This is a genomic window from Mycobacterium sp., from assembly GCF_047975165.1.
GTDB lineage: Bacteria > Actinomycetota > Actinomycetes > Mycobacteriales > Mycobacteriaceae > Mycobacterium.
In genome coordinates this window covers 1-24,538 of the sequence record NZ_JBKECZ010000132.1, presented here as the reverse complement: position 1 = coordinate 24,538, position 24,538 = coordinate 1, and the positions used below count along the sequence as shown (strand labels likewise).

At 66.1% G+C, this 24,538-nt stretch carries 15 protein-coding genes and 1 pseudogene; 9 read left to right on the top strand and 7 right to left on the bottom strand.

Annotation, left to right across the window (positions count from 1 at the left end):
- Together ACK5M9_RS12995 and ACK5M9_RS12990 are read right to left on the bottom strand one after the other, a co-directional pair.
- Positions 1-547 (bottom strand): transposase (locus tag ACK5M9_RS12995; RefSeq protein WP_416893577.1); only part of this gene is annotated, 547 nt, incomplete at its 3' end.
- A 23-nt stretch (positions 548-570) separates the two neighbouring features.
- A protein-coding gene (locus tag ACK5M9_RS12990; protein ID WP_416893576.1) for an IS3 family transposase occupies positions 571-2,006 on the bottom strand; the annotation gives its coding sequence in 2 pieces (ribosomal slippage) (positions 571-1,646 and positions 1,646-2,006; 1,437 coding nt in all).
- Positions 2,007-2,250: 244 nt separating this feature from the next.
- Here ACK5M9_RS12990 and ACK5M9_RS12985 point away from each other — a divergent pair.
- The 5 genes from ACK5M9_RS12985 to ACK5M9_RS12965 all read left to right on the top strand — a co-directional run bounded on the left by ACK5M9_RS12985 (position 2,251) and on the right by ACK5M9_RS12965 (position 6,967).
- Positions 2,251-3,015 (top strand): class I SAM-dependent methyltransferase, encoded by a 765-nt coding sequence (locus ACK5M9_RS12985; RefSeq protein WP_416893575.1) that lies wholly within the window; start codon positions 2,251-2,253, stop codon positions 3,013-3,015.
- Positions 3,016-3,046: 31 nt separating this feature from the next.
- On the top strand, positions 3,047-4,093 hold the full coding sequence (locus ACK5M9_RS12980) for a rhamnan synthesis F family protein (RefSeq protein WP_416893574.1): 1,047 nt from the start codon (positions 3,047-3,049) through the stop codon (positions 4,091-4,093).
- Positions 4,069-5,088 (top strand): rhamnan synthesis F family protein, encoded by a 1,020-nt coding sequence (locus ACK5M9_RS12975; protein WP_416893573.1) that lies wholly within the window; start codon positions 4,069-4,071, stop codon positions 5,086-5,088. The genes ACK5M9_RS12980 and ACK5M9_RS12975 overlap by 25 nt, the downstream gene beginning before the upstream one ends.
- 127 nt (positions 5,089-5,215) lie before the next feature.
- Complete coding sequence (locus ACK5M9_RS12970; RefSeq protein WP_416893572.1) at positions 5,216-5,968, top strand: GAP family protein; 753 nt, start codon at positions 5,216-5,218, stop codon at positions 5,966-5,968.
- Between the two features lie 93 nt (positions 5,969-6,061).
- A complete protein-coding gene (locus ACK5M9_RS12965; protein WP_416893579.1) occupies positions 6,062-6,967 on the top strand; it encodes a glycosyltransferase family 2 protein in 906 nt (301 codons plus the stop codon).
- A 99-nt stretch (positions 6,968-7,066) separates the two neighbouring features.
- Here the strand turns inward: ACK5M9_RS12965 and ACK5M9_RS12960 are convergent, their stop codons facing one another.
- Positions 7,067-8,416 carry a hypothetical protein gene (locus tag ACK5M9_RS12960; protein ID WP_416893571.1) on the bottom strand — a complete coding sequence of 450 codons (1,350 nt, stop codon included), beginning with the start codon at positions 8,414-8,416 and terminating at the stop codon, positions 7,067-7,069.
- A gap of 91 nt (positions 8,417-8,507) precedes the next feature.
- Between ACK5M9_RS12960 and ACK5M9_RS12955 the strand changes: the two genes are divergently transcribed.
- On the top strand, positions 8,508-10,262 hold the full coding sequence (locus ACK5M9_RS12955) for an AMP-binding protein (RefSeq protein ID WP_416893570.1): 1,755 nt from the start codon (positions 8,508-8,510) through the stop codon (positions 10,260-10,262).
- Between the two features lie 155 nt (positions 10,263-10,417).
- Here the strand turns inward: ACK5M9_RS12955 and ACK5M9_RS12950 are convergent, their stop codons facing one another.
- Both ACK5M9_RS12950 and ACK5M9_RS12945 read right to left on the bottom strand, forming a co-directional pair.
- Entirely contained in the window at positions 10,418-12,652 is a 2,235-nt protein-coding gene (locus ACK5M9_RS12950; RefSeq protein WP_416893569.1) for an acyltransferase family protein, read from the bottom strand.
- Positions 12,653-12,658: 6 nt separating this feature from the next.
- On the bottom strand, positions 12,659-16,057 hold the full coding sequence (locus tag ACK5M9_RS12945; RefSeq protein ID WP_416893578.1) for an RND family transporter: 3,399 nt from the start codon (positions 16,055-16,057) through the stop codon (positions 12,659-12,661).
- 208 nt (positions 16,058-16,265) lie between these two features.
- On the opposite strand from ACK5M9_RS12945, the pseudogene ACK5M9_RS12940 reads away from it, so the two are divergent.
- The 3 genes and pseudogenes from ACK5M9_RS12940 to ACK5M9_RS12930 all read left to right on the top strand — a co-directional run.
- A pseudogene (locus tag ACK5M9_RS12940) lies at positions 16,266-17,076 on the top strand (phthiotriol/phenolphthiotriol dimycocerosates methyltransferase); the annotation flags it as partial.
- Positions 17,077-17,097: 21 nt separating this feature from the next.
- Positions 17,098-18,348, top strand: coding sequence for a glycosyltransferase (locus ACK5M9_RS12935; RefSeq protein ID WP_416893568.1), 1,251 nt, complete (start codon positions 17,098-17,100; stop codon positions 18,346-18,348).
- Between the two features lie 54 nt (positions 18,349-18,402).
- Positions 18,403-19,173 carry a glycosyltransferase family 2 protein gene (locus ACK5M9_RS12930; protein ID WP_416893567.1) on the top strand — a complete coding sequence of 257 codons (771 nt, stop codon included), beginning with the start codon at positions 18,403-18,405 and terminating at the stop codon, positions 19,171-19,173.
- Here the strand turns inward: ACK5M9_RS12930 and ACK5M9_RS12925 are convergent.
- Complete coding sequence (locus tag ACK5M9_RS12925) at positions 19,170-20,420, bottom strand: glycosyltransferase (protein ID WP_416893566.1); 1,251 nt, start codon at positions 20,418-20,420, stop codon at positions 19,170-19,172. The genes ACK5M9_RS12930 and ACK5M9_RS12925 overlap by 4 nt on opposite strands.
- A 35-nt stretch (positions 20,421-20,455) precedes the next feature.
- Positions 20,456-24,538 (bottom strand): SDR family NAD(P)-dependent oxidoreductase (locus tag ACK5M9_RS12920; protein ID WP_416893565.1); only part of this gene is annotated, 4,083 nt, incomplete at its 5' end.

Below are 24,538 nucleotides of genomic sequence, written 5' to 3'. Positions count from 1 at the left end.
GTGGGCGGTAGTGGTCGATGGTGACGGCAAGTTTGGTGAACTCGGGGATGCGGGAGTGTTTGGCCCAGGACAGCCAGCCGGCTAGCAGCCGGCGCCCATCGGTGCCTTTGACCCGAAATACCTCCCGGAGTTGTTCTTTGAGCAGGTAGGCCCGATACAGGGTCTTGTTGGTGGCTTGGATGTCGGCGAGGCTGGTGCGCTGTTGGCCGGTCAGATCGGCGGGGTTCTTGCGCACCGCCCACATCGCGTGGCGATCCCGGGTCCCGGCCGCCGCGGTAGTTCGTACCCGAACCTTGTCGAGGGCTTTCATCGCCCACATCACGACGTGGAACGGATCGAGGCAGATCACCGCGGCCGGGGCGTGCTCGGTGACCGCGGCGTGGATCCATTTGGCGCCATCACAGCTCACATGGGTCAACGCCGCGGCACGTTCGGCGCCCAGGGCATCGAAGAACCGGGCCAGGGTGTCTTTGTTGCGGCCTTCGGCGGCCCACACCAGCCGGCCTGTCGTGTGATCGATGACGCAGGTCAAATAGCGGCGGAACATGTCAAGGTCGGTGAGACAGTTTCTTACTTGGATTTGATGAGTGCTTCCGAGTTTGGTTGGTTGATCCAGGCGATGGTGGGCAGTTTCGGTGGGGTGGGCCGGCGGTGCCGGAATCTGGCGGGGTTGGCGGTGTAGGCGGCGTCCAGGGTGGCGGCGCGTTGGGCATGGATCTGGGTTGCGGTGCCGTAGTGCACCGATGCGGGGGTGTGTAGGCTCACGCCGCTGTGGCGGTGTTCGTGGTTGTAGTAGTCGAAGAATCTCGTGCAGAAGGCGCGGGCATCTTCGAGGGAACCGAATCGGCCCGGGAAGGCCGGGCAGTACTTGAGGGTCTTGAAATTGGCTTCCGAGTAGGGATTGTCGTTGGACACGTGTGGGCGGCTGTGGCTGCGGTCCACACCCAGGTCGATCAACAGTTGGGAGACCGGTTTGGAGGTCATCGAGGTACCCCGATCGGCGTGCAAGGCCAGCTGACCGCGGGTGATGCCTTGGCGGGCCAGGGTGTCGGCGATGAACTCTTTGGCCAGTTCGCCGGCCTCGGCGGCGGCGATGGTCCAACCGGGTATGTAGCGGGAGAAGATATCGATAATCACGTACAGGTGGTAGTAGACCCCGCGTTGGGGTCCTTGCAGTTTCGTGATATCCCAACTCCACACCCGATTGGGTGCGGTGGCGATCAGCTCAGGTTTCTTGCGTGCGGGGTGGGTCCGCTGACGCCGCCGCTCCCGGTTCTCTCCGGCGATCGCCAGCAGCCGGTCCATGGTGCGAATCGAGCACAAGTAGACGCCGTCATCGAGCAGGTGCGCCCACACCTGCGCGGGTGCCAGATCGCAGTACTCCTTGGAACGCAGCACCGTCAGAATGCGCTGGCGTTCGGCCTCGGTGAGCTTGTTCGGCGGCTCGGGTCGTGCCCGAGCCGCCAGCCGCGGTCGCGGGTTGCGGCGGCGATAGAGCGTGGCCCGTGAGGCACCCAGCAATTCACACGCCCGCTTCGTCGATGTCACCGCCTCCAGGCCGGGTAGCTGCGCGGCGATCACGGCGTCGACTTCACCTCGGAATCCGCGCTCTCGGAGCACATCTCCAAGAGCGCGTGTGCTTTTCCCGTTATCTCCAGCGCTAGCTTGGTGCGGTGCAGCTCGGCTTCCAGTGCCTTGGTGCGTCGCCGCAGCTTGTCCAGCTCGACCTGCTCAGCGGTGCGTTTCGCCTTACCCTTCGGCGCCAACCCGGCTCGGGCACCGGCATCGCGGGCTTTGCGCCATTCGGCGATGTGCGAGCTATACAGGGCTTCACGCCGCAACAACGCACCACGCTCGGACGAGCCGACCGGCAGCGCGTCGTACTCATCGAGAACACGGGCCTTGTATTCGGCGGTGAACGTGCGCCGTCGCGCCCGGGCACCCGGATCCGACGTGCTGTCCACCTGGTCAGTATCAGCGCACCCACCCAAAGATGCGATCGTCATCGTCACGAAAATGGTGATCCCGTCTCGCCCTGTAGCGATAATTGACCACTGCTGCTGTCTCACCCAACCCTGCCACACAGGCCCCGGCGGCCCCAAGGAAATCACCCCAATCGCACCACGCCCACCCGGCTGATCTGCCAGACTTCCGGGCGACGACACGATGCCCAACGTCGGTGGCACAGGTGCGCCTGGCTGACATTGACCTGGCGCGTCCGTCAGCCCTTGGTGACCGAAGAGGAAGATGATGCCGAAGCTAGTCAAAGAGTTCGCGCCCACATCGGCGGCCGACCTGTGGCAAACGCTGAGGTATGAGCGCTGGCGGCTCCCCATTGGCAAGTGCTACCGGCCCCTGATCGAGCACAAGTACGGAATCGAGATCGGCGGTCCCAGCGCCCTCTTCAGGACCGTTCTACCTCTCTACCAGCTTGTTGAGGGGCTGGACGGGGTCAACTTCGGTTCGGAGACGGTGTGGGAAGGCCGCCTGGAAGCCGGGGAGAATTTCGTCTACGACGAGAACAAGCGTGGACACCAGTACATCTCGGAGGCCTCTGACCTGAGCGAAATCGAGAATGAGCAGTACGACTTCCTGCTGTCCTCGAACTGCCTGGAACACGTGGCCAATGCGATCAAGGCCCTCAACGAGTGGAAACGGGTGATCAAGCCCGGAGGCGCCCTGGTGCTCGTCCTTCCCAACAAGAAGAGCAACTTCGACCATAGGCGCCCCGTCACGAAGTTCGAACATTTGCTGGAGGACTTCGCCAACGACGTCGGCGAGGATGACCTGACCCACCTGGACGAGATCCTGGCGCTGCACGATCTCAAGCGGGACCCACCGGCCGGCGATTTGGAGAACTTCCGGAAGAGGAGCCTGAAGAACGTGGAGAACAGGACCCTTCACCACCATGTTTTCGACGTCCCATTGATCGAAAAAGTGCTCGCCCACGTCGGATTCAAGATCGTGGATATCACGACAACCAGAGCCGACTTCTTCGCGCTGGCCACGAAGTAGGCCGTACGCGGCCCGGACTCTGGAAAAGCACATGTACCACGCGTTTGAGATCGCCCTGGCGCAATGGGCCAGGCTGCGCAGCGAATCTGAGCGCGCCTCGCACCAAGCCGCAGAGCGCTACCGCCAAAACAAAGACGCACTGGGCTTCATCTGCCAGACCCATCAGGAGTTGCCGGCGCAGCCCCCCGCCGGGCGGCGCACACTGGTGCTGTTCGCCCATTTCGATCCGCAGGGGATCGTCGACCCGTACGTCGTCTACTACCTGAAAGCACTGCACAAGCTGGGTGCGACGATTATTTTCGTCTCGGGTTCGCCGAGCCTGACACCGGAGTCGGTGGCCCCGATCCGGGAACTCTGTGCGGGCGTCTACACCCGCGAGACGCTGTCGCTGGACTTCGGCTCGTGGCATCTGGCCTGGGCCATCATGGCCGACCGCGGCTGGTCGCTGGAGCAGTTCGACCGGATGGTGATCGCCAACGACAGCGTCTACGGCCCACTGTTCCCCCTCGAAGAAATGTGGAACTCGTTCCACGGCGCCGACATGTACGGCGCCATCGAAAGCACCGTCCAGAAAAAGCACCTGCAGTCCTTTTTTCTGGCCTGGGATCTCAACGAACGCACCCGGGCCTTCCTCAACGACTTCTGGAACGACTTCCACTACGTCGTCGACAAACTTCTTCTCATCCGCGCACTCGAGGTCGCGGTGTCGTCGCGCGCCCTAAAAGCGGGACTCACGTTGAAAGCATTCCTGTCCGACGACGCCATCAGGGCGACCTATGCCCTGTCGCCGACCCATCAGTGGATCAAGAGGCTGCGCAGACGAGGGGGAGTCAACACCAGCATCTACTACTGGGACGGTCTGGTGGAGCACCTGCGCTTCCCGTTCATCAAGACCAGCCTGCCGCGCCACAATGCACCCTGGCAGGACTCTGTCCCGCAGCTGCGCGAATTCATCGAAGAGCACACCGACTATCCGTACGATCTGATCGAGGCGAACGTCGAGAGGCTCGGCCTAGGCGAGTCCACCTGGGTCAGGCCAAGCGGATTGCGGCGATGGATCGAGACGCACAGCTATTGATGTCGACCTACGCAAAGTCTTCAACTGCCTCCGAACGCGTGGCCGCATTGCGCGGTAGGTTCCAGCGCTCGCAGGCAGCGATCCGCTACCGCCTGAACAAAGACGCACTGGGCTTCATCTGCCAGACCCATCAGGAGTTGCCGGCGCAGCCCCCGGCCGGGCGGCGCACACTGGTGCTGTTCGCCCATTTCGATCCGCAGGGGATCGTCGACCCGTACGTCGTCTACTACCTCAAGGCGCTGCACAAGCTGGGTGCGACGATTATTTTCGTCTCGGGTTCGCCGAGCCTGACACCGGAGTCGGTGGCCCCGATCCGGGAACTCTGTGCGGGCGTCTACACCCGCGAGACGCTGTCGCTGGACTTCGGCTCGTGGCATCTGGCCTGGGCCATCATGGCCGACCGCGGCTGGTCGCTGGAGCAGTTCGACCGGATGGTGATCGCCAACGACAGCGTCTACGGCCCGCTGTTCCCCCTCGAGGAAATGTGGGACTCGTTCCACGGCGCCGACATGTACGGCGCCATCGAAAGCAGGGAGCAGGTTTCCCACCTGCAGTCCTTTTTTCTGGCCTGGGATCTCAACGAACGCTCCCGGGCATTCCTCAACGACTTCTGGAACGACTTCCACTACGTCGTCGACAAACAGGCCCTCATCCGGCGATACGAGATCGGCCTGACCCGGCGCGCCCGCCGTGCGGGACTGAGCACCAAGGCGTATATCTCCACGGCCGCGATCATGGAAACCTACGCGCGCTCGCCCGAGCACCAGTGGGCCACCAGGTTCTCCGAGACCACGAACAACACCCTCTACTACTGGGACGGGCTGATAGAGCACCTGCGATTCCCCTTCCTCAAGACGATCCTGCCGCGCCTCAACACCCCCTGGCACGACTCCATGCGGGGCTTGCCCGAATTTCTCGCGGAGCACACCGCCTACCCCTACCGGCTGATTCAGGCGAATGTGGACAGGCTCGGTTGCGGAGAATGGGACCAGTGATTCGGGTCACGCAATTTGGCCGATACCCAGGTCCCGAACTATTTCCAAGGCGCAGGTCCACAACCATTTTTTGGCAATTTCTCAGTAATGCCACGGGCTACGCCCAGGCGTAGTAGCGTCGCCGTTGATGTGGACGTTACTGCTGGTTGTCGGTCTGGGCATGGCGATCGATCCCGTACGGGTCGGACTCGCCGTCGCCATGCTGTCCCAGCGCCGACCGTTCCGGAACCTGCTGGCCTTCTGGCTGGGTGGCATTGCCGCCGGTGTCGGAATCGGGCTGGCGGCATTCGTTCTGCTGCGGGAAATCACCCTCGGCGTGCTGCAGGCCACCGGCGACGCCATCACCCGGGCGCGGTCGGCGACCGTCATCCTGGACGGCGGGCGTCTTCAACTGACCTTCGGCGTGCTCGCACTGCTGATGGTGGCGGTCATAACCAAACGCGCCAACGCGCCGGTCAACGCGAAGGTGCATGCCGGAGGCGGCCACACGGTGACTCTGGTCGAGGAGCGTCCGGATAGCTTTCTCGAGCGACTCGGGCAGCGCACCCACCAGCTTTTCAGCGGTGATCGCACGTCGCTGGCCTTCTTCGCCGGTCTTTCCACGACGTTTCCGCCCTACGAAGGCCTGGTGGTGTTGGCGTTCATCGGGGCCTCGGGCTACTCGGTCACCGAACAGTTCAGCGTGTTCCTACTGTTCATCCTGATGATCCTGGCGCTCATCGAGATTCCGCTGGTGTGCTTCCTGACGGCACCGGAGAAGACCGAAGCCGTGATGGAGCGCATCCAGGATTGGGTGCGAACCTACCGCCTGCAGATCACCCAGGTCATGTTCACCTTCGTCGGTGTCACATTGCTGTACCAGGGCATAGCCGCTCTCTGAGCCACCCGGATCGCGGTGGCCGATGAGCGACGCAACACACCCGTGAACATCACCGGCATCCAGCGATCCCCGCGAGTGTCGGTGTGCATCCCGATGTACAACAACAGCGCCACCATCGAACGGTCCCTGCGCAGTATCCTCGACCAGCGGGACGTCGAGTTCGAGATCCTGGTGGTCGACGACGACTCCACCGACGACTCCGCGGCCATTGCCGCCACACTGCTGCGCCCGGGGGACCGGCTGGTGCGCAACCAGCCCCGTCTGGGGTTGAACGCCAACCACAACAGGTGCCTGGAGCTGGCGCGCGGGGATCTGATCCAGTTCGTGCACGGTGACGACTGGCTGCTCCCCGGGGCGCTGCGGGCATTGGCCCCCTGCTTCGAGGACCCCGCGGTCGGCATGGTGTTCGCCCCGCGCCGGATCGACACCGACGATCGGGGATGGGAGAAGCGGTACGGGACGATTCACACCCACTTCCGCAACCTCGACGAGCGCAATCGGGGATCCTCGCTGGTTCAGCAGATGCTGCTGCGCGGCGGCAAGGACAACTGGATCGGCGAACCGACCTGCGTGATGTTTCGTCGCCAACTGGCGATCGACGCCGGCGGCTTCCGCACCGACATCTACCAACTCGTCGACGTCGACTTCTGGGAACGGTTGATGCTGCGCTGCACCGTCTGTTTTGTTCCCCGCGAGCTGTCGGTACGCAGCCACAGCACCGCGACGGCGACAACGCGCGTCATGGCCGGCCGGCGAAATCTGCTCGACCAGCACCGCATCCTCACCTGGATGATCGTCGATCCGGCCGCACCCGCAGGCGTTCGCCTCACCGCGGCGGCCTGGTGGCTGCCGGCCTGGCTGTCGATGCTCGTGGAGGCCGCGGCACTGGGTCCGCACCGGTGGACACACACCAGGGCCATGACGGCGGCACTGTTCGGCGAATTCGGTCGGGCCCGCCGGTTCCGGGACACCCTGCCCGCGCGGGATGCGCAGAGCTGACCGGCCGGGCTTGCTCGCGAGCGTAACGCCACGGCGAAATCCGGAGCGCGAAATCGCAGCGACGTTACGCTCGCGAACAAGGCCGGTCGGGGCCGCCGGTCAGCAGTCGATTACCGCAGTCAGCCCGAACTCGGCGAAGGTGGCCGACACCTGCTCCCGCAGCTCCCCGGTCGAATTCGGACGGCCGGGCTGGTAGGCGACGACGGTGAGGAACACCTGGCGCGGCCCGCGACCCGAGGCCACGAACAGCTGGCCGCCCATGCTCTCCAGCGCGCGAGCACTGATGGCGGGTTCGATCAGCCGTCCGTAGGCGTAATCCGCATCGGTGCCGTCGGGCCGGTACAGTGCCGGGTCGAGCCGGCCAAGGTTGGAGCAGCCGATCGGCAACGCCGCACTACCCAGCCCGGCCCCGACCAGCCGCCGGGCCAGCCACTTCGGCGTCATCGACGCCAGGGGCAGCGGTGCCAGCAGTTCGTTGGTGTTGGCCATCAGCTCGATCAGTGCACGTTTGAGTTCGCGGCGGATCTCACCGAGGTCCGCAGCCGCATCGGTGGGGTCGATGGTGATGGAGGCGAACGTCAGCGCATTGCCGCGGGTGTCGTCTTCGACGCGTTCGCCGACCGGGAACGCCAGGGTGACAGCCCCGTCCGGGAGCCGGCGGCCCATCCGGACGCCGAGCCTGGCAGCCAAACCGGCGAACAGCGAGTTGCTGGTGCCGCCGAGCCTTCGTGCGCACGCGTCCCAATCCTCGACGTCGATGTAGGCCGCCAGGGTGGGCACCACGGCAGGTCCATCGCCGGGCCGGCCGCGGGAAGCCGGCCCCGGCGCCGGTGGTGCCGCGGCAACCGACGAGGCGAGTTCCCGGCGTTCCCGCAGGCCCAGCCGCACCATGGCGGCCAGCGCACGCCCGAGTTCCGGCGCCGACGCGACGGTCAGCCGGGCGTCTTGCAGCAGCGCCTGCCGCCGCGAACGCGCGCCTGGCGGGGGATAGCCCAGATCGCGAGTCTCGCCCCTGGCCGCGTGTGCGATGACTTCGCAGATTCCCAGTCCGTCGACCAGCGTGTGCGAGACCACCAGGCTGACCGCGGCACCGCCGTCGTCCAGTGGCTGCACCCCCAGGTGCCAGCCTGGCCCGAATTCCGGGTCGGCGGGCTCGCACGCCCGCTCGTAGGCCCACGCGTTCGCCTCGGCTCGCGGCAGCGATGTTCGCGCGATATCGATATCGGTGGGTCCGCGCGAGGTGACCCACCGATCCCGGGCGAACGGCAGCGGAGAGCGTTCGATTCGGCGCCCCAGCAGCCCGTGGCCGAGGTTGCGGTGGAATCGGCGCAACACCTCGATGTTCACCGCGCGGTTGTAGGTCCAGACGACCTGGGCCAACGTCCCGTAGCCGAGTGCGCGCAGCCCAAGGAACGACACCTGATCCATGTGTGCGAGCCGGTTGTCCACGATGGGGCAATTATTCACGACGCCCCCCGGGGGAAGTGTCGGAGCCGAAATTGCGTTCCGGGAATGAAGCCGCGTCGGCAAAGGTACTCTGTTGGCCGTGGTTGATTCTTCGCTTCCCAATGTGGTGCGCGAGCGTGCAAGTTTGCAGCCCAACGACATTGCGCTCACCTACATCGACTTCGACCAGTCCTGGGACGGTGTCGAGCTGACCCTGACGTGGTCGCAGCTGTACCGCCGTATGCTTAACCTCGCCGCGCTGATGAGCGAGAACGCGACGACGGGTGACCGGGCACTGATTCTCGCGCCGCAGAGCCTGGATTACATCGTCAGTTTCCTGGCCTCGCTGCACGCCGGCGTTGTTGCGGTGCCGCTGTCAGTACCGATGGGCGGCGCCCATGACGAACGTACGGCATCGGTACTGTCAGACACCTCGCCCGCGATCGTTTTCACCAGCTCGGCGGTGGTGGACGACGTCGCACGGTACGTGGCTGCGGCACCGGGTGACCAGCAGACCCGGACCCGGGTCATCGAACTCGACCGGCTGGAGCTCGATGGGCCACCGGGTGCGGCCTCGCGCGCCAGGTACGAGCAGCCGGACACCATCTATCTGCAGTACACCTCGGGATCTACCCGCACACCGGCCGGGGTCATGGTGTCCAACCAGAACCTTCTGGCCAACTTCGAGCAGATCATGACCGCCTACTACGGGGTCTACGGCAGGCTCGCCCCGCCCGAATCGACGGTGGTCTCGTGGCTGCCGTTCTACCACGATATGGGCTTCATCCTCGGGCTGATCTTCCCTGTCCTGACCGGCATACCGGCGAAGCTGACCAGCCCCATCGGGTTCCTGCAGCGTCCCGCCCGGTGGATGCAGATGCTGGCCGACAACACCCTTTCCTTCACCGCCGCCCCGAATTTCGCTTTCGATCTGGCGTCGCGAAAAACCAAGGATGAGGACCTCGAAGGCCGCGACCTCAGTGGGATCCACAACATCCTCAACGGCAGCGAGCGGGTGCAGCCGGTCACCCTCAAGCGTTTCACCGACCGGTTCGCTCGGTTCGGGCTCGACCCTGCGGTCATCCGACCGTCCTACGGGATGGCCGAGACCACGGTGTTCGTCGCGACCCGCCAGGCCGGCGAGCCACCCAAGATCGTCAACTTCGATTCCGCGAAGCTCCCCGACGGACGCGCCGAACGTTCCGAAAGCGACGGCAGCACACCGCTTGTCAGCTACGGCGTTGTGGACACGCAGCTGGTGCGCATCGTCGATGCCGACACCTGCGTCGAGTGCCCCGAAGGGGCCGTCGGAGAGATCTGGGTGCAGGGCGGCAATGTCGCCACCGGCTACTGGAACAATCCCGAAACCACCGCATACACCTTCGGCGGGACCATCGTCGACCCCACCCCCGGCACGCCGGAAGCCCCGTGGCTGCGGACCGGCGACTCCGGCTTCTATTCCGAAGGTGAGCTGTTCATCGTCGGCCGCATCAAGGACCTGCTCATCGTCTACGGGCGCAACCACTCGCCCGACGACATCGAGGCCACCATCCAGACCATCAGCCCCGGTCGGTGCGTGGCGATTGCGGTTCCCGAGGACGGTGTCGAGAAGCTGGTCGCCATCCTCGAACTCAAGCAGAAGGACGAGTCCCCGGAAGAGGCGGCCGAACGCTTCGGCACCATTAAACGCGAAGTCACGTCAGCGATTTCGAAGGCCCACGGACTCAGTGCGTCCGACCTCGTCCTGTCGCCTCAGGGTTCGATTCCGATCACCACCAGCGGCAAGCCGCGGCGGGCGCAATGCGTCGAGATCTACGGCCGAGACGGTTTCCCCCGGCTCGACGTCTGAGCTGAGTTCGGACATTTTGCTCAAGACCCAGACGTGAGTGCGAGTCGTTCGCGAGCGTAACGTGGCTGCGATTTCGCGCTCCGGATTTCGCCCTGGCGTTACGCTCGCGAGCGAGCACCACCGCGCGCTGTTGCGCCGAAAGAGGGCACACCACCTCAGTTTTGAATCAGTGCACGGTCGGCCAGCGCCGCGATCGCCGGCGCCAGCAGTTCGGAGTATTCCAGCGTCAGGTGACCGGCGTCGACGTAGACCAAGGTGTTGCCGACGACGACCGGGCACCTGGTCTTCGCGCAGAACAGCTCGGTGAGGTCCGCGTATTGTCCGCCGCCGGCGTTGACGGCGGCTGCCTCGGCTGCCATGCCGGCCCGGTCGAACGCCGTTGCCGTGAGTGGCGCGCAGGCCGTGGCATCGTTGAGATGCCCCGACAGGCAGGCCGGTGCGGCTGCGCCCAGGCGCGGCAGCGGGCCGAGCACCAGCACCTTGGCGCCGATTCCGCGCAGTTGCTTCACCAGGCTGTTCAATCCGTCGATCCAGGGCGGGTCATAGGAGGTGAAACCCGACAGGAACCCGTTGCTGTTCTTGGCGACGTAGCCTCGGAACACGCTGAGCACAACTAGTTTTGGATGTTCGGCGCGCAGCCGATCCATGATCTGGCCGCGCCACTGCTCGCAGTGCTGCAGAAATTCCACAATGGGTGCGACGAAGGGGTTGGCGATCGGCAGGTCCATCATCGGGCAGGCAGCCTTGGCCATGGCTTCGATGCGCCACGGCCGCTGCGTGCCGATCCGTTTCAGCGCCGGGATCCACATCGACGCGTGTGAGTCGCCGACGACGGCCCCCGTGGTCTTCGATGCGGTGTCACCCATGGCGCACTCGGGTTGCCCGGCTTGGACGGGAAGGCGCAGGCAGCCGTTGAACATCATTTTGCCTAGTTCGCCGCCCGCATCGGCCAGCGACGGGTCGAGGTTCGCCGGCACGTTCTGCAAATCGGCGGACGCGGCAACGCCTGCCTGGATCTGCGCGAACACGTCATCCACGGCCGCGTCATAGGCTGCGATATCGCTTCCGGTCGGCACCGGCGGCGCAGTGACGGTCAACGGCGCGGTCGCCGCGCCGCGGGCGACCGCGACCGGCATCGGTTGCGACGACACCCACATCAGCAGCGCTACCCCCACACCGGCCGCGACGGCAGTGGTGACACCGCCGACGGCCAGACTTTTCCCCGGGGAGTTGCGCAGCGTGGCGGCGTAGCGCAGCGGGTTCTCGACGAAACGCAGGGTGAGCCAGCCCAGCGCCCCGGAGACGACGACCGCGGCCACGAACTCGCCGGCCAGTCCGAGCGGATGCCCGACGAGAATCGGCGCGAACACCAGCACCGGCCAGTGCCACAGATACCACGAATACGAGAGCCGGCCGATCGCCCGCATCGGTGACCAGCCCAGGATGCGCCCGGCACCCTTCGACGGGGTCGAGCAGCCGGCGCCCAGCAACAAGGCGGTGCCGACCACCGGCAGCAGCGCGGCGGTACCGGGATAGGGAATGTCCGAGGTGAAAACGGAGCACGCCCACAGCACCATGGCCGCCCCGACCCATCCGATGATCACGGCGGCGCGCGCGGGAAGCCGGCTCCACTGGGGGGCGGTCAGTGCCACCAGGGCCCCGGCAGCCAGCTGCCAGGCCCTCGTCGGCAGCGAAAAGTACGCGGCCAGCGGCATCACGTAGGTGACCAGCAGCGACAGCGCGAACGAGGTCGCCGCGATCAGCGTGACGCGTATCCGGTCCGGCGTTCTGGACGGCACCGTGCCGGTTTTGGAACCGCGGCGCAAACGCCGGATCAGCCAGGCCGTACCGACGATGACCGGCGGCCACAGCAGATAGAACTGTTCCTCCACGCCGAGGGTCCAGTAGTGCTGGAACGGTGAGGGCGTGCCACCGGAGAAATAGTCGACCTGCTGGCCGATGAACCAGAAGTTGGGCACGTACAGTGCACTCGCAATGGCGTCCTTGAGTGCGTTCTGGGCCTGCACTACCGGCAGCAGGAACGCGGATGCGATCGCGGTCACGACACCGACCAGGGCCGACACCGGCAGTAGCCGGCGGGCCCGACCGCCATAGAACTTGCGCAGCCCGATGGTGCCGGTCGTACTCACCTGTTTCCACAGCTGCAGGGTGATGACGAAGCCGGAGATCTCGAAGAAGATGTCCGGTCCTACGAAGCCACCGCTGACCCCGGGCATGGAAATGTGCCAGCCGACGATGGCCAGCAGCGTGAATCCGCGCAGGCCCTCGATGTCGTCCCGGAAATCGGTCTTCTTCGGCGGCGGGCCGACTACGGTGTCGACCGTGGCATGTGTGCCCCGCGAGGGGTTACCGCTGTCGGTCTGGCGCACAATCTCTCACTGCTGGTCGGGAGACGCAGATAGGGGTGAGGCACCGGCATCGTGTTCCAGCAGTTCGTACCCGAGGCCGAACAGCGGGAGCGAATCGGTGAGCAGGTGGTCGACCGGTTGTGCCCCACTGCGCCGGCTTCCGGTGGCGCGCCGGGACTGCGACGCGCATTTTTCCAGGTCGTAGTTGGGCATGGTGGTGAGCCCGAACAACGGCAGTGCGTGACCGGGCAGTAGATCGATGCTGCTGACGGCCCGCTTCGCCCGAGTGCGACGGACGGCCGATGTCGACGCGGGTTGCGGGAGCCTCAGCCACGGAGCCTTGTCGACGACGAAGTGGTGCGCCCGGTCGCGCCAATGCCGGACGATCTCCATCCGCTGGCGCCTCGTGGCCCTGCCCTTCGGGCTCAGGCCGGCCGCCGATGGCCACCAGTTCGCCTGGCCTATCATTGCGGCCAGCGCGGGCACCGTGATGGTCCGCACCAGGAAGGTGTCGAGCACGATACCGATGCCGATGGTGAAGCCGGCCTGCGCCATCGTGGTGATGCTGGCGGCCAGCAGGCCGAACATCGACGCGGCGAAGATCAGGCCGGCCGAGGTGATCACACCGCCGGTCGACCCCACCGTACGGATCACACCCACCCGCACCCCGTGCGGCGACTCGTCGCGGATCCGAGAGATCAGCAGCATGTTGTAGTCGGCCCCGACCGCGACCAACAGGATGAACGACAGCCCCGGCAGGCTCCAGTGCATATCGATGCCCAGCAGGAACTGGAAAACGATGACGCTTAGCCCGAGCGCGGACATGAACGACCCCAGCACCGACGCGATCAGGTACAGCGGCGCTATCAGTGCGCGCAGCAGGATCACCAGGATGAAGAACACGATGAGGATCGTCGCGACGACGATGTACCGGATGTCGGCATTGAAGAAGTCCCGGGTGTCGCGCATCGCGCTGGGAATGCCCAGCACTTCCACTTTGGCGTCGGCCAATTCGGAGTTCGGTTGCGCCGACCTGGCGGCCGCAACGATCTTGTTGACCTGATCCATACCCTCGGGCGTGGAGGCGCCCAGCGCGCTCTGGATGAAATATCGCGCGGCGTGCCCGTCGGGCGACAGGAAGAATTGAGCACCTGCTTTGAACTCGTCGCGCGTCATGATCTGCGGCGGAATGTTGAATCCGGCCATGCTGGGGCGGTCCGCGTCGTGCTTGAGACCGAGCAGGAAGTCGGAGGCCTCATTGAGGCCGCCGCCCATTTGCTTGATTTGATCGACCAGCGCCGCCACCCCGTCGGCGACCGCGCCGCTGCCGTCGGCAAGAGCTCCGGCCCCCTTCTTCAGCTGGGACAACGTATTGGGCAGCCCCTTCACCATTTTCAGTCCGGCAACGATCTGTTTGAGCTGATCGTCCAGCTGGCCGACGGTCTCGGCCAGATTCTGGTACTCCTGCGTCCGCTGCAGGGTAATCGCGAAAGCCCCGATGGACCGCAGCAGCCCGTTGTTCCCGGATTGGACGATCGCCGACAACTGCGAGCGTGACCGCACGCAGGATGCGCTGGCGTTGCACTCCGGGCTGGCATTGAGGGCCGTCACCATCGGACCCGCCCACACCGCAATCTGTTCGGCGTCCTGGACCGTCCCGCTGAGATTGTTGCCCAGCGCACGCATCTGCCCGACGTAGTGCGAGGCGTCGTCGAGTTGCTGGATCGTCTTGTCGCCGCCCATCAGCTCGATCATGCCCTGCAGCGAGCTGACCAGCCCCGCCGAACTGACAACGGCGCTGTTGACCTGGCTGCGGATCTCGCCCAGGGCATCGGCGAGTTGCCGGGAACCACCGACCAGTTGCTCCAGTTCTCCACCGTGTTCGGAGATCGCGGTTGATGCCTCGTTGAGCTTGCTGCCGACCTCGCCCGCCTGGAACGACACCTTGGTCTCCTTGAGCGGCTCCCCGTTGGGCCGGGTCAATCCGCGCACCATCACGATGTCGGGCAGGTTGGCGATACGGCGCGACATCATCTCCAGGTCCCCCAGGGCTGCGGGTGACCGCAGGTCGCGCGGCGACTCGACGAACAGCATCATCGGGGTCATCGAGTTCCTGGGGAAGTGGTCGTTCAGGGCGTTGAGTCCCTTCACGCTTTCGACGTCCTGCGGCATCACCTTGAGGTCGTCGTAGTTGAACCGCATGAACATGCAGCTGCCGGCCAGCATGGCGAGCGCGATCAGGCTGCCCACCAGGTGAATCTTGGGGCGGCGGACAATGCGGGTTCCCGATATCCGCCAGAAACGGGTGGTCAGGTCACGCCGGGGCTTGATCCAGCCGCGCCGGCCGGTGAGCACCAGGATCGCCGGCAGGAAACTCGATGCGGCCAGGAACGTGACGATGATCGAGACGGTGATCGCGGGGCCGACCGCGGAGAACACTTCCAGTTTGGTGAACACCATGGCCAGGAAGGTGACCGCCACGGTCGCCGCCGATGCGGCAATGACCTTGCCGATCGACATCATCGCCTTCTTGACCGCCTCGTCGGAGGTGGCGCCGTGCCGCACATAGTCGTGGTAGCGGCTGATCAGGAAGACTGCATAGTCCACCCCGGCGCCGATCATCACCGCGCTCATGAACACGATGCACTGCATGTTGACGGCCAGGCCCATTTCTGCCAGCACCGACAGCACACCCTGAGCACCCACGATCGACACACCGATGGTGGCCAGCGGCACCAGCATGGTGACCACGTTGCGGTAGACCAGGATCAGGATGACCAGCACGCTGATGATGGTGCCGAGCTCGATGACCTCGATGTCCGCCTCGCCGAGCGCCTGCACGTCGGCAAGGGTGGCCACCGGTCCGCTGAGGTTGGCGGTCAGTGTCGTCCCGGCGACGGTTTTGTGCACGATCTCCCTGATGTTCTCCAGGGCTGTCACGGTCTCGGGTGCCGCCAGCGCGCCAGGCAGGTTGATCGGCAGGTTCCAGGCCTTCTTGTCCTTGCTTTCGAGCATTTCACGCAGTTCCGGCGTGCCCATGAAGTCCTGGAAGGTGACTTTGTCCTGGGTGTCCTCTTTCAGATTGTCGAGCAGCTTGCGATAGGTGGCCTCGTCTTCGGGGCTGAGCCCGTTTTCGTCGGTGAGGACCACCAGCAGCAGCGATCCGGATTGTTTTTCCGGCTGGGCTGCAGTGTCCGGCGCCTCGGGCGCCTCGGGCGCCTCGGGTGTCTCGGGCATACCGGGCATACCGGGCAGCTCGGGAAGGTCGCCGAGGTCGGCGTTCTCGTACTCGCTGGGGGCGGCGGGCGCGCTGAACGCCCTGTTCATCTCCAGTTGCGCGATGGTCGTGGGGGCCTCGTCGGGGAGGGGCTTGTCCTCGTGCTTTGCCGCCTGCACGGCGAGCGGGGGGAACGTCAGCGCAAGCATGGCGACGACGGCGATCCAGCCGCCGATGACCAGCCACGGCCATTTGACGACGAAACCGCTGACGCGGTCGAAGATGCCCCCGATCTTCGCCTCGTCGTGTGATTTCGCCTGCCCTGCCACCTCACCAAGGTACAAGGAGAGTGCGGGCTCGGCACGGAAACCGCGGCTATCGCAGTTGCCGACGTTGCCACTTTCGGCATGAGGCGCGGCCCGCTCGTGCGACACTCATTCCCGTGGCCCTCAGATACCGCCTCCAGCAAAACCCTTTGATCGGCAAGATCACCACCAGATACCTGCTGCCGCTGGGCACCCGCCAAGTCGGCGACGACGTAGTGTTCTTCAACTTCGGCTACGAGGAAGACCCGCCGCTGGGTCTGGAGCTGGAGGCCTCCGACGAGCCGAATCGCTACTGCATCCAGCTCTATCACCAGACGGCGAGCCAGGTGGACCTCACCGGCAAGAAGGTGCTCGAGGTCAGTTGCGGCGGCGGCGGCGGAGCCTCCTACATCGTGCGCCAGCTCGGCCCGGCGTCCTATACCGGTCTGGACCTCAACCCGGCCAACATCGAACTCTGCCAGAAAATGCATAAGCTTCCGGGCCTGGAGTTCGTCCAGGGCGACGCCCAGAACCTGCCATTCCCCGACGAGACCTTCGACGCCGTGGTTAACGTCGAGGCCTCACACCAGTACCCGGATTTCCCCGGTTTTCTCAACGAAGTTGCGCGCGTGCTGCGCCCCGGCGGGCATTTCCTCTACACCGACTCCCGCCGCAACCCCGTCGTCGCCGGATGGGAGACGGCGCTGGCCGCGACAGAGCTGAACAAACTGGCCCAACGGGACATCGGCGCGGAGGCCAAGCGCGGGCTGGATGCCAACACCCGGCGTTCGCAGGAGCGGATCGCCCGCTACGCACCGGCCCTCCTGTCGAGTTTGACCCGCTACGCCGTCTCCCTGCTCGACCGCGACCTCAAGCGTGGCGGCGGGTTCACCTACCGCATCTATCTTTTCCAAAAGGACTGACGCGCAGCGCGGGAAGACCTGATGAAATTCGTGGTGGCCAGCTACGGCACCCGTGGCGACATCGAGCCGTGCGCCGCGGTCGGCCTGGAATTGCAGCGACGCGGACACGATGTGCGTCTTGCGGTGCCGCCCAACCTGATCGGTTTCGTCGAGTCGGCCGGGTTGCCCGCGGTCGCCTACGGAACCCGGGATTCCCAGCAGCAACTCGACGAACAGTTCCTGCACAACGGCTGGAGAATCCAGAACCCGGCCAAACTGCTGCGCGAAGCCATGGCGCCGGTCACCGAGGGCTGGCTGGAGCTCAGCGAGATGCTGACACCGGTTGCCCACGGCGCCGACCTGCTGCTGTCCGGGCAGATATACCAGGAAGTCGTCGCCAACGTCGCCGAGCACTACGACATTCCGCTGGCCGCGCTGCATTTCTCTCCGATGCGCGCCAACGGCCGGATCGCCTTTCCGGCCCGGTTGCCTGGGCCGGTGGTGCGGTCGGCAATGTCGACACTGGACCGGCTGTACTGGCATACGACCAAGGGCGTTGAGGATCGACAGCGCAGTGACCTCGGCCTACCCCGAGCCACCGGCCCCGCCCCCGCGCGCATGGCCGACCGGGGCGCCCTGGAAATCCAGGCCTACGACGAACTCTGTTTCCCGGGGCTGGCCGCGGAGTGGGGCGGCCGGCGGCCGTTCGTCGGCGCGCTGACCATGAGTCAGGCCACCGCCGCAGACGATGAGGTGATGTCCTGGATCGCCGGCGGCACACCACCGATCTACTTCGGTTTCGGCAGCATGCCGGCCGGGAGCCTGGCCGATCGGGTCGCCATGATCGGGGCAGCGTGCGCAGAGTTGGGGGAACGGGCGCTGATCTGTTCGGGGCCACGCGATTCCGGGTCGATACCGGACTCGCCGCACCTGAAAGTCGTCCGGGCGGTCAGCCACGCGGCGGTCTTTCCCGCCTGCCGCGCGGTGGTGCACCACGGCGGCGCCGGCACCACCGCGGCGGGCCTGCGGGCGGGGGTGCCTGCGCTGATTCTGTGGATCACATCCGATCAACCCATTTGGGCCGCCCAGGTCGCAGCACTCAAGGTCGGCCGTGGCAGGCGGTTTTCGAATTCCACCGCCGCGTCGCTGGTTTCGGACTTGCGGACGATCCTGGCGCCAGGCTACCTCGCACGCGCCCGTGAGATCGCCTCCCGGATGACCGCTCCCGCCGCCAGCATTGCGGCCGCCGCCGATCTGCTGGAAGAAGCCGCCCGCAATGGCCGTCGGCAGTAGACGGGGCGCGCCGAACAGCACTTGCGACGATTGCTGTCACGATAGGATTCGCCTGTGTCGCTGTTGATCACGGTTCCGGTCTTCGGCCAGCACGAGTACACGCACGCACTCGTGGCCGACCTCGAGCGGGAAAGTGCCGACTATCTGATCGTCGACAACCGAGGCGACTATCCCAGGATCGGCGGCGAACGGGTCGAGACGGCAAGGGGGAACCTCGGGTGGGCCGGCGGCAGCGAACTGGGATTCCGGATCGCCTTTGCCGAGGGCTTTTCCCACGCAATGACACTCAACAACGACACCCGCATTTCACACGGCTTCGTCGAAGCACTGCTGGACGGCCGGCTCCCGGGTGATGCGGGAATCGTCGGTCCGATGTTCGACGCGGGGTTCCCCTACGCGGTGACCACCGACAAACCGGACGCCGCCGACTACCTGCCGCGCCCGTCGTACCGAGTCGTGCCCGCCGTGGAGGGTACCGCGCTGTCGATGTCCCGGGAATGCTGGGATGCCGTTGGCGGGATGGATCTTTCGACGTTCGGGCGCTACGGGTGGGGCCTGGACCTGGATCTGGCGTTGCGTGCGCAGCGGGCCGGTTTCGGCCTGTACACCACGGAAATGGCCTATATAAACCACTTCGGACGCCAGACGGCCAACGCGCACTTCGGCGGACGGCAATACCACTGGGGCGCAAGCGGGTCGATGATCCGCGGCTTGAGCCGCACCCACGGTTGGCCGGTGACGATGGGGATTCTGCGGGAAATGGGGCCGGCTCATCGACGCAAGTGGTATCGATCGTATCCGCTGGCCTTGGCCGCAGGGAGCTAGCCGCCGCCCGCTGCCGCGTGCTCCAGCAGGTCCCCCGCCTTGGCCAGGGCAGCTTCCGGGTCGGTCATGGCGACGGCGATCTCCCGGGCGCGGACGGCACAGCCAGGCGCCAAAATTGCCCGAATCTCTTTGACCAGGGATTTCCGGGTGAGTCGCGAAAGGCGCCTGGTCGCACCGACTTTCAGCCGTTTCACGGCCGCCCCCCAGATCGGCTGATCGGCGACCTCCCACAGGATCAGGGTCGGCAGCCCGGCACGCAGTCCCGCCGCTGTGGTCCCCGCCCCGCCGTGGTGCACCACCGCCCGGCACCTGGGCAGGATGGCGGCGTAGTCGATGAGGCCGACGAGTTTCACGTGCCCGGCATCCGCGACACCGGTGGCACTGTCGGCCGGCGAGTAGATCAGCGCACGCTCGCCGAGCTCGGCGCACACATCGGCGATCATGGCGATGGTGTCGTCGGGTGACTGCACCGGGGTGCTGCCGAAACCGAAATAGATCGGCGGTGTTCCGGCTGCGATCCACGAGTCGAGCTCGTCGTCCGGCCCGGTGTGCAGCTGCATGGATAGGGCGCCGACGAACGGCCGGTGGGTATCCCATTCGTCGGCGAGACCGGGGAACAACACCGGGTCGTAGGCTTGGATCTCGGTGGCGCCACCGGCCACGATCCGGTCCAGTGCGGGAGCCGACGCCGGAGGCAGTCCCAGCTCACAACGCTGCGCCCGGTCGGCGTCCCGGCTGGCATAGGAGTACAACCGCCACGAGGCTTTCATGACGGTGGGCACCAGTGCCCGCGGCAGCGGCACCGACGGAATGGTGACTTGCGCATTGACGTGCATCGGAAAGTGATGCAGGGCGGCGAGCGGAACACGGTGATACTCAGCGACATTGGCGACGACCCCATGGTAGGTCTGGCCGGTCATCAACAGATCCGCGCCGTCGGCGAGTTCGGCCAGCGTCCGGCCCATCTCGGCCCATCCTTCGACGAACAGTGCCTTGGCCGCCTGCGCAACGTTGAACGGGTTCTGCGCGGTGGTGAGGTTGGTGACGAACGCAGCGACCTGGTTGATCTGGACCGCTGAGTCCGGCCCGTAGGCGACCGCGGTCAGGCCCCCGGATTCGACGAAGCCGACCAGGTTCGGCGGGACCGCCATGACCACGTCGTGGCCGCGCCGCGACAGCTCCATACCGGCCGCGGCACACGGCTCGATATCGCCGCGCGTGCCGTGCGCGGCCAGCACGAACCTCATCGACGGACCTCGGAACCCTCATCCACGCGCGGACCTCAGGCGGACGTCAGCTCGTCGTACCGCAGATCGGCCAGGCTGCGCACCGTGGTGTTGATATTGGTGGCGGTGATGCGAATCCCGGTTTCGGACTCGATGCGGGTGCGCAGTTCCTGGCTGCTCAGCGAGTCCAGGCCGTACTCGGTCAACATCCGGTCGGCATCGATGGTGCGGCGCAGGATCAACCCGATCTGCTCGGAAACCATGCGCCGCAGCCGCCCCGGCCACTCATCGTGGGGAAGCTTGTCCAGCTCGGCCAGGAATTTGCTGGAGCCAGAATGTTTGGCCGTCGTCTTGAACGCCTCGGCGAACGGGCTGTGCTCGGCGAACACCTCCAGCCACGGTGAGCCGATGATGGGGGCGTATCCGGTGTAGGCACGGTTGTGACGCAGCAGTGCCTCGAATGCGTACGCACCTTCCTCGGGTTGGATGGCATCCCCGGCCGCCTCGGCAAACGACGTCGCGCGGCCTATCTGACCCCACGGGCCCCAAGCGATCGAGGTCGCCGGCAGACCCTGCGTGCAGCGCCAGTGGGTGAAGGTGTCCAGCCAGCTGTTGGCCGCCGCGTAGGCTCCCTGGCCGGGTGAACCCACCAGGGCCGCCGCCGAGGAGAAGGAGCAGAACCAGTCCAGCGGCTGGTCCGCTCCGGCGTCCCGAATGGCCTGATGCAGGTTCCACGCCCCGTATGCCTTGGGGGCCCAGTCGTGATGAAGAAGTTCCGCGGTGATGTTGGGCAGGGTGGCGTCCTCGACGACCGCAGCCGCATGCACCACCCCGCGCAGCGGTAGACCGGTGGCGGTGGCGGTGGCCACCAGCATCTCCGCAGTGCCCGCCTCGGCGATGTCGCCGCATTCCACCACCACATCGGATCCGATCGCGCGGACCAATTCTATTGTCTCCACTGTCTTTCGGGTTGGTTGAGACCGCGAGGAGAGCACAATGCGTCCGGCGCCCGCAGTGGCCATCTTCTCCGCCAGGAACAGCCCCAGGCCGCCGAGTCCGCCGGTGATGATGTAGGAGCCGTCGCCGCGGAAGGCCGCGGCCTGTTCGGGCGGCATCACCACGCTGTTGCGTCCGGCGTGCGGAATGTCCAGGATCAGCTTGCCGGTGTGTTCGGCTCCGCCCATCACCCGGATCGCGGTGGCCGCGTCCGCCATCGAATAACGGGTGATCTCCGGCATCGTCAGCGCACCGGCTGCGAGTTGCTCGTACACCCGCCCCAGCAGCGCGCCCACTTGCGCGGGGTGACTTTGCACCATCAGCGCCAGGTCAACGCCGAAGAACGCGAGGTTATGCCGGAAGGGGAACAACTCCATCCGGGCGTTGGAGTAGATGTCTCGTTTGCCAATTTCGACGAAGCGTCCGCCCAAGGCCAGCAGTTTGATCCCGGCCTGCTGAGCGGCTCCGGTCAGCGAGTTGAGCACGATGTCCACGCCGTACCCGCCGGTATCCCGGCGGATCTGCTCGGCGAACTCGGCCCGCCGGGAATCGTAGACATGCTCGATTCCCATGGCGTGCAGCATGTCCCGCTTCTCGGGACTGCCGGCGGTGGCGAAAATCTGGGCTCCCGCCGCCCGCGCGATCGCAATCGCCGCCTGGCCCACCCCGCCGGTGGCCGAATGGATCAGCACCTTGTCCCCGGAGCGCATCCGGGCCAGATCGTGCAGCCCGTACCAGGCGGTGGTGTACGGGGTGGCGGCCGCGGCCGCCTGGGCACTGGTCATACCGTCCGGCACGCTGACGGCCAGGCGGGCGTCGCAGGTGAGGAATGTCGCCCAGCAGCCGTTGTTAGACAGCCCGGCCACCCGGTCGCCGACCTTGTGCCCGGTCACACCGGAACCGACCGCGGTCACCACACCGCTGAAGTCCAGTCCCAGCTCGGGCAGGCTGCCGTCGGCCGTCTGGTAACGGCCGAAGGTGGCCAGTACGTCGGCGAAGTTGACGCTGGACTCATTGACCGCGACTTCGATCATGCCGGGCTGCGGGGGAGTCCGGTCGAATGCCGTGAACTCCAGGGTTTCCAGGTCGCCGGGTGCGCGGATCTGCATGCGCATGCCGGCGCCGGTGGCCGCCGGGTCGTGGTCGACGATCGTGGTGCGGCGTTCCTCGGGCTGCAGCGGCGTGGGCAGCATTCTTGCTACGTACCACTGGCCCTCACGCCACGCGGTCTCGTCCTCGTCGGTGTCCAGCAGCAGCTGCTGCGCCACCTGCTCGGCATCGCTGTGCTCGTCGAGGTCGATGTAGGTGACCTTCAACTGCGGGTTTTCCGAACCGATCACTCGCAGCAGCCCCCGCAGGCCGCCCTGCTCCAGGTTGACCTGGTCGCCGGAGGACACCATTTGGGCGTTGTGCGTCAGCGCATACGTTCGCGGCGGCGAGCCGAGCAGCTCGGGAAGCTCGCGGGTGATGCGGACCACGTGCTCGACGTACTGTTCGCCGCGGCGCGCAGACTCACCGACCGGGTGCTGCTGGGCCGCGGTCACCAGCACCACCCCGGCCAGCGTGCCGGCCGCCAACCGGCCGCGAAGCTGCTCGGCATTTGCCGCATGGTCACCGGTGAACGGCCAGCAGAGTGTCGTGCTCCGGGCGTCCTGCGCCTCCAGCGCCTGTGCGAGTGCCGCAGCGTTGGGGGCGGCGGCGTCGGAGGTGCTGATCAACAGCCAGTTGCCCGGGTCGGTGATGGCCTTCTCGGGTAACTCACCGGGCTGCCACTCGATGGTCAGCAATCGTTCGCCGAGCAGGCGGTCGCGCTCGCTGTCCGGGGAGGCGCCGGCCCCCAGGTGCAGGCCGCGGATATCCAGCAACCGGACACCGTCTCCGTCGATGACGTCCAGGTCGGCTTCGACACCGGCTGCGGGGCAGGCCGTCAGCGTCACCAAGCAGTACCGGGCTTTGCGCGCCGACCCGTAGCTGCGCAGCCTGCGCACACTCAACGGCAACAGCATTCCGCCGTTCACCGCATTGCCGACGGTGGGGTGGGCGGCCAACGCCTGGATGCAGGCGTCCAGCAAGGCCGGGTGCACGGTGGGGTAGGCGCTCTGCTGCGGACGCAGCGGGCCGGGCAGCGAAACCTCGGCCAGCACGGTGTTGCCGGCGCTCTCCGCGGTATAGGCGCCGCCCAGTCCCGCAAAGGCCGGGCCGAGCCGAAGGCCGCGCTTGTCCATCCAGCGGCGAATTTGGCTGCCGGCCACCAACCGGGGGTGTTGTGCCTTCAGCTCGACCAGGTTGTGCGCCGGCGGTTGATCCGACGAGCCGACCGCATACAGGACAGCGGTGGCGTTCTGCTCGTAGCGGCCTTCCCGATTGCTTTCGACCGTGAATGCCACGCTGTCGGGCGCTTGGAACGTCGCGGTGATCCCTATCGGCGTCACGTCGTCGAGTGGCAGCGGGTGCTCGAAACTCAGGTCGTGTACTTCGGCGGTCTCCCCGAGGACGGCGTGGGCGGCAGTCAGGGCCATTTCGCAGTAGGCTGCGCCCGGAAGGACCGTGGCACCACGGATCTGGTAATCGGCCAACCAGGGTGCCGCCCGGGTGCCGACCTCGCCCTGCCATACGTGCCGCTCCGGCTCCTCGGGCAACTTCACGTGCACACCCATCAGGGGATGGGCGGGGACCAGCGCGCGGCGGCGGGCGACCGAATCCAGGCCACTGGATGCCAGCAGCAGCCGTCGCTGACTCCAGCTCGGCAATGGCGCGTCGACCAGGCGTCCGGTGGGGTAGAGCACCGAGAAGTCCACCGCAGCACCGGCGGCATACAGGCCGCCGAGCAGCCCGCGCAACCCGTGCGGCAGCGGCTGCTCGCGGCGCATGCCTGCCAGGGTCACGACAGTTTTGTCCAGGCTCCGCGCTGTTTCATCGACCGCGGTGGTCAGCAGCGGGTGCGGGGACAACTCGGTGAACACCCGGAAGCCGTCCTCGAGCGCGGCCTGCACCGCCGCGGCGAACCGCACCGTGTGCCGCAGATTATCCGCCCAATAGTAGGCATCGAAATACGGTTCCTCCCGCGGGTCGAAGGAGGTCGCCGAATAGTAGGGCACCGCCGGCTCCTGCCCGCCGATGTCGGCCAGCGCCTCGGTCAGGTC

What these genes read in the sequence shown, in the direction of transcription:
- ACK5M9_RS12985 (WP_416893575.1), top strand. Translation starts at nt 2,251, where the DNA reads ATGCCGAAGCTAGTCAAAGAGTTCGCGCCCACATCGGCGGCCGACCTG.
- ACK5M9_RS12980 (WP_416893574.1), top strand. Translation starts at nt 3,047, where the DNA reads ATGTACCACGCGTTTGAGATCGCCCTGGCGCAATGGGCCAGGCTGCGC.
- ACK5M9_RS12975 (WP_416893573.1), top strand. Translation starts at nt 4,069, where the DNA reads ATGGATCGAGACGCACAGCTATTGATGTCGACCTACGCAAAGTCTTCA.
- ACK5M9_RS12970 (WP_416893572.1), top strand. Translation starts at nt 5,216, where the DNA reads ATGTGGACGTTACTGCTGGTTGTCGGTCTGGGCATGGCGATCGATCCC.
- ACK5M9_RS12965 (WP_416893579.1), top strand. Translation starts at nt 6,062, where the DNA reads ATGTACAACAACAGCGCCACCATCGAACGGTCCCTGCGCAGTATCCTC.
- ACK5M9_RS12945 (WP_416893578.1), bottom strand. Translation starts at nt 16,057, where the DNA reads ATGCTTGCGCTGACGTTCCCCCCGCTCGCCGTGCAGGCGGCAAAGCAC.
- ACK5M9_RS12935 (WP_416893568.1), top strand. Translation starts at nt 17,098, where the DNA reads ATGAAATTCGTGGTGGCCAGCTACGGCACCCGTGGCGACATCGAGCCG.
- ACK5M9_RS12925 (WP_416893566.1), bottom strand. Translation starts at nt 20,420, where the DNA reads ATGAGGTTCGTGCTGGCCGCGCACGGCACGCGCGGCGATATCGAGCCG.